The organism is Acrocarpospora phusangensis, assembly GCF_016862995.1.
Taxonomy (GTDB): Bacteria; Actinomycetota; Actinomycetes; order Streptosporangiales; family Streptosporangiaceae; genus Acrocarpospora; species Acrocarpospora phusangensis.
Window position 1 is genome coordinate 21,681 of sequence record NZ_BOOA01000048.1, and the last position, 13,146, is coordinate 34,826.

Annotated in this window: 12 protein-coding genes; 6 read left to right on the forward strand and 6 right to left on the reverse strand. The window is 69.8% G+C overall.

The genetic code is table 11. The annotated features are described in order from the left end of the window. Window positions 1–233 precede the first annotated feature (233 nt). The gene (locus Aph01nite_RS26205) at window positions 234–1,670 is read left to right on the forward strand and encodes an aldehyde dehydrogenase (protein ID WP_204043651.1); all 1,437 of its coding nucleotides are present in this window, start codon (window positions 234–236) and stop codon (window positions 1,668–1,670) included. A 109-nt stretch (window positions 1,671–1,779) separates the two neighbouring features. Here Aph01nite_RS26205 and Aph01nite_RS26210 read toward each other — a convergent pair whose 3' ends face one another. After that, the gene (locus Aph01nite_RS26210) at window positions 1,780–2,502 is read right to left on the reverse strand and encodes an alpha/beta hydrolase (RefSeq protein ID WP_204043697.1); all 723 of its coding nucleotides are present in this window, start codon (window positions 2,500–2,502) and stop codon (window positions 1,780–1,782) included. A gap of 207 nt (window positions 2,503–2,709) precedes the next feature. Here Aph01nite_RS26210 and typA point away from each other — a divergent pair, with 207 nt between their 5' ends. Both typA and Aph01nite_RS26220 read left to right on the forward strand, forming a co-directional pair. Continuing rightward, a complete protein-coding gene (gene typA / locus Aph01nite_RS26215) occupies window positions 2,710–4,563 on the forward strand; it encodes a translational GTPase TypA (protein WP_204043652.1) in 1,854 nt (617 codons plus the stop codon). Between the two features lie 161 nt (window positions 4,564–4,724). Continuing rightward, window positions 4,725–5,345: a superoxide dismutase family protein gene (locus Aph01nite_RS26220; protein WP_204043653.1), complete on the forward strand. Its 621-nt coding sequence runs from the start codon at window positions 4,725–4,727 to the stop codon at window positions 5,343–5,345. 208 nt (window positions 5,346–5,553) lie between these two features. Here Aph01nite_RS26220 and Aph01nite_RS26225 read toward each other — a convergent pair whose 3' ends face one another. From Aph01nite_RS26225 to Aph01nite_RS26235, 3 genes are read right to left on the reverse strand one after another with little or no spacing between them, the layout of a single operon-like run. Further along, window positions 5,554–6,177 carry a DUF2461 domain-containing protein gene (locus tag Aph01nite_RS26225; RefSeq protein ID WP_204043654.1) on the reverse strand — a complete coding sequence of 208 codons (624 nt, stop codon included), beginning with the start codon at window positions 6,175–6,177 and terminating at the stop codon, window positions 5,554–5,556. 16 nt (window positions 6,178–6,193) lie between these two features. Then, a complete protein-coding gene (locus Aph01nite_RS26230) occupies window positions 6,194–7,018 on the reverse strand; it encodes a polysaccharide deacetylase family protein (RefSeq protein ID WP_204043655.1) in 825 nt (274 codons plus the stop codon). A gap of 24 nt (window positions 7,019–7,042) precedes the next feature. After that, entirely contained in the window at window positions 7,043–7,348 is a 306-nt protein-coding gene (locus Aph01nite_RS26235; RefSeq protein ID WP_204043656.1) for a hypothetical protein, read from the reverse strand. 218 nt (window positions 7,349–7,566) lie between these two features. Here Aph01nite_RS26235 and Aph01nite_RS26240 point away from each other — a divergent pair, with 218 nt between their 5' ends. Both Aph01nite_RS26240 and Aph01nite_RS26245 read left to right on the forward strand, forming a co-directional pair. Beyond that, window positions 7,567–8,391: a DMT family transporter gene (locus Aph01nite_RS26240; RefSeq protein WP_239161991.1), complete on the forward strand. Its 825-nt coding sequence runs from the start codon at window positions 7,567–7,569 to the stop codon at window positions 8,389–8,391. 17 nt (window positions 8,392–8,408) lie between these two features. Then, window positions 8,409–9,344 (forward strand): anti-sigma factor RsbA family regulatory protein, encoded by a 936-nt coding sequence (locus tag Aph01nite_RS26245; protein WP_204043658.1) that lies wholly within the window; start codon window positions 8,409–8,411, stop codon window positions 9,342–9,344. 23 nt (window positions 9,345–9,367) lie between these two features. Here Aph01nite_RS26245 and Aph01nite_RS26250 read toward each other — a convergent pair whose 3' ends face one another. Beyond that, complete coding sequence (locus tag Aph01nite_RS26250) at window positions 9,368–9,961, reverse strand: sigma-70 family RNA polymerase sigma factor (RefSeq protein ID WP_204043659.1); 594 nt, start codon at window positions 9,959–9,961, stop codon at window positions 9,368–9,370. A 263-nt stretch (window positions 9,962–10,224) separates the two neighbouring features. Here Aph01nite_RS26250 and Aph01nite_RS26255 point away from each other — a divergent pair, with 263 nt between their 5' ends. Continuing rightward, window positions 10,225–11,286 (forward strand): PLP-dependent cysteine synthase family protein, encoded by a 1,062-nt coding sequence (locus Aph01nite_RS26255; protein ID WP_204043698.1) that lies wholly within the window; start codon window positions 10,225–10,227, stop codon window positions 11,284–11,286. Here the strand turns inward: Aph01nite_RS26255 and Aph01nite_RS26260 are convergent. After that, on the reverse strand, window positions 11,264–13,129 hold the full coding sequence (locus Aph01nite_RS26260; protein WP_239161993.1) for a tetratricopeptide repeat protein: 1,866 nt from the start codon (window positions 13,127–13,129) through the stop codon (window positions 11,264–11,266). The two genes, Aph01nite_RS26255 and Aph01nite_RS26260, sit on opposite strands and share 23 nt — an antisense overlap. Window positions 13,130–13,146 lie beyond the last annotated feature (17 nt).

Consider the following 13,146-nt stretch of genomic DNA (forward strand, 5'->3'; position numbering starts at 1 on the left):
CCTCCCCTCCCAGACGGACCGAAACTATAGAAGACGATCTTGACGGCTGCCACCGGAACGGGGGAACTCGTGCGCCTTTGACGAAGTATCTACCATTTTGGGAGCTCTCTCCGGACAGCGCCCTTGCCAGTGTGCTGCAGAACATGATTCGGTCTGGGGGTTGTCGTGGCCGATGTGAGCGAGAAGACTTGTCCAAGCAAGCACTCGTTCATGCAGGCGCGGGAGGCAGAGCAATGCTCCAGCACGACACGCTGTTCATCGGGGGCGACTGGGTGGCCCCCGCGGGCACCGGGACCATCGACGTCATCTCCCCGCACACCGAGGAGGTCGTCGGCCGGGTGCCGGACGGCACCCCGGCGGACATGGACCGCGCGGTGGCCGCCGCCCGCGCGGCCTTCGACCACGGCCCCTGGCCCCGGATGAGCATGGCCGAACGGGCCGAGGTGGTCAGCAGGCTGGCCGGCATCTACGCCGCCCGGCAGGGCGAGATCGCCGAGATCATCACGCTGGAGATGGGCTCGCCCATCACGTTCTCCCACTTGGCGCAGGCGCCGCAGCCGCTGGGCATGCTCCAGTACTTCGCCGAGCTGGGCCGGACCTTCGAGGTCGAGGACCAGCGCCCCGGCATGTTTGGCCCGGTCACCGTGCGCCGCGAGCCGGTCGGCGTGGTGGCCGCCATCGTGCCGTGGAACGTCCCGCAGTTCGTCATCATGACCAAGCTCGCCCCCGCGCTGGTGGCCGGCTGCACCGTCGTCATCAAGCCCGCGCCGGAGACGCCGCTGGACGGGTACCTGCTGGGCGAGATGATCAAGGAGGCCGGTATCCCCGACGGCGTCGTCAGCATCGTCGCGGCCGGCCGGGAGGCCGGAGAGCACCTGGTCTCCCACCCCGGCGTGGACAAGATCGCCTTCACCGGCTCCACCGCCGCCGGCCGCCGGATTGGCGCCATCTGCGGCGAGCAGCTCAAGCGATGCAGCCTGGAGCTGGGCGGCAAGTCCGCCGCGATCATCCTGGACGACTGCGACCTGCCCTCCGCGATGGGCTTCCTGTCGATCGCCTCGCTGCTCAACAGCGGCCAGGCCTGCGTCGCCCAGACCCGCATCCTGGCCTCCCGCAGCCGCTACGACGAGGTCGTGCAGGCCGTGGCCGAGATGGTCAACGGCCAGACGGTCGGCGACCCCGCCGACCCCGGCACCGCGATCGGCCCGATGGTGGCCAAGCGCCAGCAGGAGCGGGTCGAGGGCTACATCAGGATCGGCCTGGACGAGGGCGCCAAGGCCGTCGTCGGCGGCCTCGACCGCCCCTTCGACCGCGGCTGGTACGTCTCCCCCACCGTCTTCGCCAACGCCGCCAACGACATGCGCATCGCCCGCGAGGAGATCTTCGGCCCGGTCCTCACCGTCATCCCGTACGACGACGAGGGCGACGCCATCCGGATCGCCAACGACAGCGACTACGGCCTGTCCGGCAGCGTCTGGACGGCCGACGTGGACCACGGCATGGACGTGGCCCGGCAGGTCCGTACCGGAACTTATGGCGTCAACATGATGAACACTCTGGAGCCCGGCACGCCTTTCGGCGGGTACAAGGCCAGCGGTCTCGGCCGCGAACTCGGCCCCGAGGGCCTGTCGGCCTACCTGGAGTACAAGAGCATCGCGCGCCTCGGCTAGTTGCTCCTCCCGGGTCCGGTACGGCATGCCGTACCGGACCCGGGAAGACGCCCAGCGCGCCCCCGCGACGCTGGGCGGAATTTCTCACCCCTGGTGTAGACGCCGGCGATTACGGTTTGGTTCGCGAAGTCCACTGACCAATTCGGCGGATCAGATCCGGCGTAGCGGCCGACTCCGCGTGACCGTAACCCGGCTCGATCCAGAGCTCCTTGGGGTCGCCCGCGGCCTCGTACAGCTGGTGGGCGTGTTCCAGCGGGAAGAACGTGTCGGCGTCGCCGTGCACCAGCAGCAGCGGAACGGGCGCGATCATGGGCGCGACCTCGTACGGAGCCAGCGGCATCGGGTCCCAGCGGCCGACGGCGATCCTGGTGCGCCGGGCCAGCCGGGCCGCCAGCCGGCCGGCCGGATGCTCGATCGCCCAGTGCACCTGGCGCATCGGTTTCGTGCCCCGGTAGTACCAGCGGGCCGGGCCGCTCACCGCCACCACCGCGTCCACCCCGCCGTGCAGGGCGGCGTGCCGCAGGGCCACCGCCGCGCCCATGGAGAAGCCCACGGTGACCACCCGCCGGTAGGCGGTGCGGGCGTGCCGTACGGCCGCGTCCAGGTCCAGGACCTCCAGGTCGCCGACGGTGGACAGGCCGGAGGAGCGCCCGTGGCCGCGGAAGTCGATGGCCAGCACCCCGGCGTACCGGGCCAGGACGGCGGCGATGCGGCGGGTGGCGGGGGCCCGCCAGGAGCCGGTGAAGCCGTGCGCGAGCACGATGCCGAGGTCGCCGGAGGGCCCGGGAAAGTGTCCGGCGTCGATTCTGACGCCGTCGGAGGTGCGCAGCATGGCGCCGTAGACAGGAGCGATCACCACGCTCACCAGGTTACGGATGGCCGGTTATATACACGCTCGTGAGGAGGTCAGGGTTTCCCGGGCGCATGCCGCCGATCTGGATCAACTAAAATGGTAAGGCCGCACTCTCGCGGCAGGAGCGTCTCGCCGCAAAGTCCGGGACGCGGACGACACCCCGACCTACCAGAGCGAGACTCCACTATGCCTTTGAACAGCCGCGACGACCTGCGGAACATCGCGATCATCGCGCACGTCGACCATGGCAAGACCACGCTGGTGGACGCCATGCTGTGGCAGTCCGGGGCGTTCCGCGCCAACCAGGACGTCGACGAGCGTGTCATGGACTCCAACGACCTGGAGCGCGAGAAGGGGATCACCATTCTCGCGAAGAACACGGCCGTCAAGCACGGCGGCCACACCCTCAACATCATCGACACCCCCGGCCACGCCGACTTCGGCGGCGAGGTCGAGCGCGGCCTGTCCATGGTGGACGGCGTGGTCCTGCTGGTGGACGCCTCCGAGGGCCCGCTGCCGCAGACCCGCTTCGTGCTGCGCAAGGCCTTCGCCGCGAAGATGCCGGTCATCCTGTGCATCAACAAGGTGGACCGCCCGGACGCCCGGATCAAGGAGGTCGTGGACGAGGTCTACGAGCTCTTCATCGACCTGGACGCCACCGAGGAGCAGATCGACTTCCCGATCGTCTACGCGTCGGCCAAGGCCGGCCGGGCCTCCCTGAACCGCCCCGACGACGGCGGCATGCCCGACTCCGAGAACCTCGAACCGCTCTTCGAGACGATCTACAAGACCATCCCGGCGCCCACGTACGACCCGACCGCGCCGCTGCAGGCGCACGTCACCAACCTGGACGCCTCCAGCTACCTGGGCAGGATCGCGCTCTGCCGGGTGCACCAGGGCACCATCAAGAAGGGCCAGCAGGTGGCGTGGTGCCGCACCGACGGCAGCATCCAGCGAGTGAAGATCACCGAGCTGCTGATGACCGACGCGCTGGAGCGCAAGCCGGCGGAGGAGGCGGGCCCCGGCGACATCATCGCCATCGCCGGCATCCCCGACATCATGATCGGCGAGACCCTGGCCGACCCGGAGGACCCGCGCCCGCTGCCGCTCATCACGGTGGACGAGCCAGCCATCTCGATGACCATCGGCACCAACACCTCGCCGCTGGTCGGCCGGGTCAAGGGTGGCAAGGTCACCGCCCGCATGGTCAAGGACCGGCTGGACCGGGAGCTGGTCGGCAACGTGTCGCTGCGCATCCTGCCGACCGACCGCCCGGACAGCTGGGAGGTGCAGGGCCGCGGCGAGCTGGCGCTGGCCATCCTGGTCGAGCAGATGCGCCGGGAGGGCTACGAGCTGACCGTGGGCAAGCCGCAGGTGGTCACCAAGGAGATCGACGGCAAGCGGCACGAGCCCGTCGAGCGCCTCACCGTGGACTGCCCGGAGGAGTACCTGGGGGCCGTCACCCAGCTGCTCGCGGTCCGCAAGGGCCGGATGGAGCACATGACCAACCACGGCACCGGCTGGATCCGGATGGAGTTCGTGGTCCCGGCCCGCGGCCTGATCGGCTTCCGTACCGAGTTCCTGACCGAGACCCGGGGCACCGGCCTGGTGCACCACGTCTTCGACTCGTACGAGCCGTGGTTCGGCGAGCTGCGCACGCGGGGCAACGGCTCGCTGGTGGCCGACCGCTCCGGCCCGGTCACCGCGTTCGCGATGACGAACCTCCAGGAGCGCGGCATCCTGTTCGTCGGCCCCGGCACCGAGGTGTACGAGGGCATGATCGTCGGGGAGAACTCCCGCTCCGACGACATGGACGTCAACATCACCAAGGAGAAGAAGCTCACCAACATGCGCTCCTCCACGGCGGATGTGACCGAGACCCTGATCCCGCCGCGCCAGCTGTCTCTGGAGCAGGCGCTGGAGTTCATCCGGGACGACGAGTGCGTGGAGATCACGCCGGAGTCGGTCCGGATCCGGAAGGTCGTCCTGGACGCCTCCACCCGGGCCCGTACGGCGGCCCGCGCCAAGCGCGCCAACTAGCGAGCACTTGGGAACGCCCGTCCCGGTTGGGGCGGGCGTTCCGCTTTTCTCCCGCGAGAAGTTGGAACCCCTGAACGGGGGTTCCGCCGTGTCCGCGACGCGCTGGACGTCACCCTGTGCGACAGAGGAGTCACCAGCCGCTGACGGAGGAGAGCACAGCAATGACCCAGCGCGTCACGAACATCTGCCTGACGGCCACGATCGCGGTCGGCCTGGCCGTCGCCGGGGTGGCCACGATGGCGGAGGCGGCCCCGCACGACAAGCCGCTCCAGGTCGCCATCAGGGACGTGAACGGCATCCGCGTCGGCACGCTGGTCGTGGCGCCCAAGGACCGGGCCCGATCGCGGGTGACGGTCCGGGTCCGCGACCTGCCGGCGGGCTACCACGGCTTCCACATCCACTCCGTCGGCCTCTGCGACGCGAAGGCCGTGGACCCGGCGACGAAGGCCGTCTCGCCCTTCTTCTCCGCGGGCGGGCACCTGGACCTGGCCCCGGGCGGGCACAGCCACCCCTCGCACTCCGGCGACCTGCCGCCGCTGCTGGTCGGCAGGAACGGCACCGGGAGCGCCTCGTTCCTCACCGACCGGTTCCGCGCGGGCCAGCTCACCGACGCGGACGGCAGCGCCATCATCGTGCACGGCCTGGCCGACAACCAGGCCAACATTCCGCCGCGTTATGCCCCCGGCGGCCCGGACTCCGACACTCTCAAAACAGGCGATTCCGGACCGCGTATCGCGTGCGGCGCCATTAAGGCGATCAAAGGCGGCAAGGCTCCCAAGTGACCCGCAAGCGAGTTGCAATTCCGATGCCGCACCCTGACGGCAGAGGAAGGGGGCTTCCCATGAAAATCGTGAGCGGAAGTTTCTACGCGGCGCTGTTCTGCGCCTGGGTGATCATCGCCCTCGTCGCTGTGCTCTTTCAGTACGTTCTGAACTAATCGCAGCGCGGGTACGGCTTGCGCGGTGGGGCGCGTGAGCCGTACCGGATGGGTCAGCTCAATCGGACCCGCAGCCAGTCCACCAACGGGGTCAATGTGCGCCAGGTCTCGCGGACTCTGTCCAGGGTCTCGCGGGTGTGGATCCATGGTTCCGGCTCGTACCGGCGACCGGCGTAGAGGGCCTTGTGGCGGAGCAGGTCCAACCTGGGGTGATCTTCGGAAACGCCGCGGGGGCGGGTCTTCAGGCGGTCTCCGGAGATCGTGAACTCGGCGCGCAGGCCGTCGACGATCTTCTCCAGTTCCGGGCCGGAGTCGTCGTCGTCCACCGCCGTCCGGAAACGGTTCGTCATCTCCCCCTGCGCCCACCAACCGCCGGCCACATAAAGCCCATCCGCACCGATCTGCAGGTAATACCCCACACCATCGATAATTTGGATATAACCACCCTGATGGTCCTTATACGGGGATTTATCCCTGGAAAAACGAACGTCGCGGTACGGACGGAACAGATGAGGCGTGCCGAACTCCTCCGCCAGTTCGTCCAGCAAGGCGGTCATCGGTGTTTTGACCATGGTGTCGTACACGTGTTTGTTGGCATTCCAGTAGGACTTGGAGTTGTCCGCCTCCAGGCCCTCGTAGAACATGAACGCCTCGTCGGGGATGCCGCTGAACACCATCCCCCCACCGTATCCGCTAGGTGGCCTTCTCCTTGCGCGCGTGGAAGTACTCCTGGCCGGGAGTGGTGTCGCCGAGCAGTTCGGTGACCGTGACGTAGGTGAAGCCCTTCTTGTCCAGCATGTCCAGCAGCATCGGCACGGACTTCACGGTGGACTCGTGGATGTCGTGCATCAGGATGATGTCCCCCGGCCTGGCCCGCTGGCAGCGTTTGGCCACCAGGTCGGCGTCGCGGTCCCGCCAGTCCAGGGTGTCCAGCCCCCACAGGATCTGCGACATGCCGAACCGCCGGGTCATCGCCGCCACCCCCTTGTCGGTCGCCCCGTACGGCGGGCGCATCGTCCGCATCCGCACCCCCGTGTACCTGCCCACCGCCTCCTGGGTCCTGACCAGCTGATCCTTGAGCGCGCCCGGCGACAGCGAGGGCAGCGACGGATGGTCCCACGAGTGGTTGCCCAGCTCGTGGCCCTCGACGACCATGCGCTGGAGCAGCGCGGCGCTCTTGTCGTTCACCATCCGGCCGACCACGTAGAAGGTGGCCTTGGCGCCGTGCTCGGCCAGCGTGTCCAGCACCTCTCCGGTCTCGTCGCCGGGGCCGTCGTCGAAGGTGAGCGCGACGCACTTGAGCTTGGCGCAGTCGATGCCCCGCGCCCGGGGCGCCACCGGATACCGGGGCTTGGGCCACCACGGCTGCGCCGCCGTCAGCGTCTGCGCCAGCGACTGGGGATCGAGCGCGGGGGGCGGCAGCCCGGGAATGGACAGGACGGGCAGCTTGCCAGGCCCATTCGTAATGGTCGTACTACAGCCGGTAACCGCCACGAGCAACACGAGTCCCAGCCGCATATATCCCCCCGACGCAGGCGGGGACTATGGATAGTCTTCGGCCGCGTCCCCCCGTAAGACCTTGGCCAAGTCCTCCCACCAGAGCGGCACGTCAGCCCGCAGTTCGGCATACCGCCGGGCCACTCGGATGGCGCATCCAACCGGATCCGTACCCAGGTGGCGGCGTTTCACCGCGCCTTCCTGCCAGCGGAAGAAGCCGTCACGGTAGCTCACGACAAGGCCGATCCAAACGGAGAGCGTAGCGTCATCACCGATCTCGTACGCGTCGTCCACTCCGACGTTGGCCAGTTCGGCACGGAGTTTCTCCACGGCGGCCCGAGACTCACTCACCGGCGACCCCCAGCAGACGTTGCGACGCGCACAGTGAGGGATGTACCCAGCATCGGGCAACCCCTCGCATGTTCATGGGGTAATCATGGGACTCCGCGCGGTGACTCCGCAGCGTTATCCCACTTCTGCGTACCTGCGGGGCCGGTCAGCGACGTTTCGGGGCCTTTGTAAGGTATTGGGGATTCGCTTCACCATTACTGGGGGTTAGTGTGACGGCAGTGGCGCTCGCGACGGCGTGTGCGGTCATCTTCGGCACCGCCGATTTCTTCGGCGGGCTGGCGACCCGGCGCTCGCGCGTGCTGGCCGTGGTGGCCTGCTCCCAGCTCGGCGGGATGGTGCTGGTCCTGGCGCTGATGCCGTTCCTGCCGGGGGTCGCGAGCACGGAGGCGCTGCTGTGGGGCATGGCCTCCGGGGTGGCCGGCGGCCTGGGCATCGTGCTGTTCTACCGCGGCCTGGCGACGGGCAAGATGTCGGTGGTCGCGCCGATCACGGCCACCACGGCGATGGCCGTACCGGTCATGGCGGGGCTGGTCCTGGGCGAACGGCCGTCCCTGCTGGCCATGGGCGGGGTGGCGCTGGGCCTGGTCGCGGTCATGATGGTGAGCAGGGAGCCGGGGGGGTCCGGGGCGCTGACGCTCGGCCCGGTGCTGAACGCGCTCGCCTCGGGAGCCGGTTTCGGCGGCTTCTTCATCCTGCTCAAGCTGGCCCCCGCGGACGCCGGGCTGTGGCCGCTGGTGGGCGCGCGCGTCGCGTCCATCGCGCTGGTGGCGATCCTGGCGGTGGCCACGCGGCGGAGCATGCGCCCCACGCCGGGGTCGCTGCGGGTGACGATCGCGGCCGGCGTGCTGGACATGACGGCCAATGTGCTGTTCCTGCTGGCTGCGCAGCGCGGCATGCTGATTCTGGTGACCGTCCTGGTCTCGCTCTACCCGGCCAGCACCTTATTGCTGGCCCGCTACGTGCTCGGAGAACGTTTGAGTTCCATGCAAATTGCGGGCGTTGGTTGCGCATTGGGAGCAATCGCGCTTATTGCGGCGTCATAGTGCATTGTCATAAAGCGTTGGAGCTTGTTACGTTCGTGCCCGTGCAGGTCGAGCGGGCTCCCCTCGTCTCCGAGCCGTTCGCGCACGTCGCCGTGGCGTATGGCTCGCCCGAGGAGTACCTGAAATCGGTCCTGCCCTGCCTGCTGGGCGGGCTGCGCCGCGACGAGCGGACCCTGCTGATCGGCCCCGGGGAGCACCTCGACCTGGTCAGGACCGCCCTCGGCGACGACGACGCCCGGGTCGAGACCCACCTCAGCCAGGACTGGTACGGCCATCCGGCCCGCGCCATGGCCGCCTTCCACGAGTTCGCCCGCCGCCCGGGCCCCGCCCTGATCGTCGCCGAGCCGGTCTGGGAGTCGCCCGCGGACGCGGCCGAGTGGGCCAGGATCGAGGCGGTCGTGAACGTGGCGTTCGCCGGCATCCGCTGCACGGTGATGTGCGTCTACCGCGACCCCGCCGAGGAGACGTTCCGCAGCCATCCCTGGTACCTGGACGGGGACGTGATCAAGCCGAGCGGGCCGTACGTGCCGCCGGAGCGCCTGGACTTGCGGCAGCCCCCGTTCGAGGGCGCTCCGCCGTACGCGCGGGAGCTGGACTTCGATCTGCCCGGGATCCGGCTGATGCGGTCGTTCGTACGGGAGCAGGCGCGGTCGGCCGGGATGGCGGAGGACGAGGTCACCTCGCTCGTGCTGGCGGCGGCCGAGATCGCGGCCAACGCGGTCGAGCACGGGGCGGGCCACGGGCGGGTGGCGATGTGGCGGGCGGGCGGCGAGCTGGTCTGCGAGATCACCAACCCGGACCCCGGGATCGAGGTGCCCTTCCCCGGCTACATCCCGCCGGAGCCGGAGTCGTTGCGCGGCTACGGCCTGTGGATCAGCCGGCAGCTCTGCGACCGCATGGAGGTCAGGACCGTGGACGGAACCTCCTGCGTCCGCCTGCACATGACGCTCTAGGGGTTCCGCTCAGGCCTTTCTCTTCATGCGGCCACGCTTTCCGACTCGCGGACGACGCCCTCCTCCCGGGCGTACCCCTCCAGCATGCCGCGCAGCTGCCGCCGGCCCCGGTGCAGCCGCGACATGACGGTCCCGATCGGCGTGCCCATCCGGTCGGCGATCTCCTTGTACGCGAAGCCCTCCACGTCGGCCAGGTAGACGGCGACCCGGAAGTCCTCCGGCAGGGAGCGGAGCGCGTTCATCACGACGTTGTCCGGCAGCGACTCCAGTGCCTCGGTCTCGGCCGACTTCAGCCCGGTGGACATGTGTGACTCGGCGGCGGCCAGCTGCCAGTCCTCGATCTCCTCGGCGGCCGACAGTTTGGGCGAGCGCTGCTTCTTGCGGTAGTCGTTGATGAAGTTGTTGGTGAGGATGCGGTGCAGCCACGCCTTCAGGTTGGTGCCCTCCCGGAACTGGTGGTAGGAGGTGAACGCCTTGGTGACCGTCTCCTGGACGAGGTCCTCCGCGTCGGCGGGGTTGCGGGTGAGACGCATGGCGGAGGCGTACAACTGGCTGGTCACGGGCACGACGTCGCGCTCGAACCAGGCCTGACGCTGCTCATCGCTCATCGAGATCATGTCATCCCCCCTGGAACTCTCTCCCCCGTTACCCCTCCGGAGCGGACCCATGCGGATATGCCGCACCGTCGTGGTCATCGTCATAGTGGCAGCTGACCCGTAAGCGGGGTGTTAGCCGGCCAGAGGGGTTCAGTCGGGAGCACCGGGAGCCTGTAGGCTTGATCACCCGCCTGGCGGACAAGTCTCATTATCATAACACTCTTGCCTCGATCCGGAAGAAAGTGTGGCGAACGGCACTCGTTACAGTTAGCCGCATGAAGCACATGGACCGGCACGATCCGGCGACGCGCACCTGGGCCGCCGAGGCCATCCGGGCCGTGGAGGCGGACTCCAACCGTAGCTGCGACACCCATCTGCACGTCTTCCCCCTCCCCGCGCACTGGGGCGTGGACCTCTACCTGAAAGACGAGTCGGTCCACCCCACCGGTTCACTCAAACACCGCCTCGCCCGCTCCCTTTTCCTGTACGGCCTGGCCAACGGCTGGATCGGCCCGCACACCACGATCATCGAAGCCTCCAGCGGATCCACCGCGGTGAGCGAGGCGTACTTCGCCCGGCTGCTCGGCCTGCCGTTCATCGCGGTCATCCCGGCCTCCACCTCCCCGGAGAAACGCGACCTCATCGAGTTCTACGGCGGCAAGTGCCACCTGGTGGACGACCCCGGAAAGATCTACGAAGAGTCCACCAGGCTGGCGGCCGAGACCGGCGGCCACTACATGGACCAGTTCACCTACGCCGAGCGGGCCACCGACTGGCGCGGCAACAACAACATCGCCGAGTCGATCTTCGATCAGCTGGCCCTGGAGCGGCACCCCGAGCCCGCCTGGATCGTGGTCGGCGCCGGCACCGGCGGCACCTCGGCGACGATCGGCCGCTACCTGCGCTACCGCCGCCACCAGACCCGCCTCTGCGTGGCCGACCCCGACGGCTCGGCCTTCTACCCGTCCTGGGTCTCCGGCCAGGACGGCACCGCCGGCGGCTCCCGGATCGAGGGCATCGGCCGGCCCCGGGTGGAGCCGTCCTTCCTGCCGACCGTGATCGACCGGATGACGCAGGTGCCGGACGCCGTGTCCATCGCGGCCATGCGGTGGACCCGGGAGGTCACCCACCGGGACGTGGGGGGATCCACCGGGACCAACATGGCGGCGGCCGTACAGATCATCGGGGAGATGCGGGAGGCCGGGGAGCGCGGCAGCGTGGTGACGCTGATCTGCGACGGCGGCGAGCGTTACCGGGGAACCTACGGCAGCGACGCGTGGCTGGCGGAGAAGGGCATCGACATCGAGCCGCACCTGGCCGGGTTCAGGGCGTTCCTGGCGTCCTGAGGGCCTCGCGCACGTCCTTGTCGCCGGGATCCAGCTCGGCCGCCCTGACCAGGTCGGCGTGGGCCCGCTCGTCCTCCCCGACCGCGCGCAGCGCCACCGCGCGGTTGTACCGCAGCGCCGCGTCGTCGCCCAGCTCGATGGCCCGGCTGAGATCGGCCACCGCGCCGGACGCGTCGCCCAGTTCGAAGGCCAGTTCCCCCCGGCTGGCCCAGGCCGCCACCAGGCCGGGATCGTGGAACAGCGCCGCGTCGAACGCCTTGCGGGCCTCCGCGTACCGGCCGGTGGCCGCCTCCGCCTGCCCCAGCGCGCACAGCAGGTACGCGTTGCGCGGGTTCAGCGCCAGCCCCAGCCGCGCGTCCGACCTGGCCCGGTCGTACTCGCCGAGCGCCACCAGCAGCCCGGCCCGGTTGGCGTACGCGTCGACGAAGCCGGGATCCAGCTCGATCGCGTAGTCCAGGTCGGCCAGCGCGCCCGCGTGGTCCCCTTCGGCGAACCGGATCTCCGCCCGGTTGTAGTACGCCTCCGGGAACGGCGGCCCGGCCCGCATCGCGGTCTCGTAGTCGGCGATCGCGTCCACGGCGCGGCCCAGCCGGTAGAGCAGGTTGCCCCGGTCGATGTAGTAGTCCGGGTAGCCCGGGTCGGCCTCGATCACCGCGTCCAGGTCGGCCAGGGCCGCCGCCGGATCGCCCAGCAGCACGGTCAGCTGCGCCCGGTTGGCCCGCAGCACCAGCCGGTGGATCGCGTGCTCGCCCGGTTCCAGATCGCGCTCGGCCAGCTCGATCGCCTCCTCGACCAGCCGCAGCGCCGGCCGCAGGCGGCCCAGCCTGGTCTCGATCAGCGCCTTGCCGTTCAGGTCGAAGCCCAGGTGGAAGGCGCGCACCCGCCGGTCGGGCAGCAGCCTGGTGATCGTGACGGCCTCGTTGATCCAGGCCCTCGCCTGTTCCACGTCCCGGCGTCCGGGGTCGTGGTGGCGGGTCAGCAGCATGGCGGTGGCGTACGCGGCGGTCGCCCGGTTGACCGGGTCCGTGCTCTCCCGCCTGGCCAGGTCGAACAGGTCGCGGGCGGCGTCCTCCCGCTCGGTGGCGGCCAGCGCGCCCGCCGTACGGTGGACCAGCGCCCACCAGTCCTCGGTGTCCACCTGGGCGCGCTCCAGGGCCCGCTGCCCGGCCTCGGCCGCCGCGTGGTGGAAGCCCTCGCCGACGTACCGGCGGACCAGCTCGGGAGTGACGGACGGCCAGGCGTGCGCGGCCGGCCCGCCACCGCCGGGAACCGCCTCCACGTGCAGGGGCAGCGCGGCGGCCAGCGGCGGCTCGGCCACCGGCGTGCACACCACCACCGTCAGCATGGCCGGGTCGATCCGGCGCAGCAGCACACCGAGCAGCTCCCGGTCGGTGTGGTCGGCCTCGTGCACGTTCTCCACGATCAGCGCGGCCGGCTCACTCCCGGCCAGCCGGTCGCGGACGAACTCGGCGATCCCGTTGGCCAGCCGGAGCGTACGGCGCGGCGCGGGCACCAGGATGCGCTCCGCCTCCGGCACCCGGTCGGCCAGGCTCCGCCGCCGGGCCCGGACGAGCTCCCGCAGTTCGGGCGCGGCGGCCCGGATCTCGATGTCGTGCGCGGCCAGCAACTCTGGCCGGGCACCGGGCACCAGCACGGCCAGCAGCGCCGCCGCCGCCGTGTAGGGCCCCGCGGAACGGTGCGCGTCGATCGGCTCGCGCAACGGGCGCGGCAGGTCACGCTCACCGTTCCAGCGGGTCCCCTGGACCCACAGATGGCGCAGCGGCCGGCTTCCCTCGCCGATGCGGACCGGAACCGCGCGACTCCGGTCCCAGGGATCGATCAAGGAAGGTGCTTGGCGCT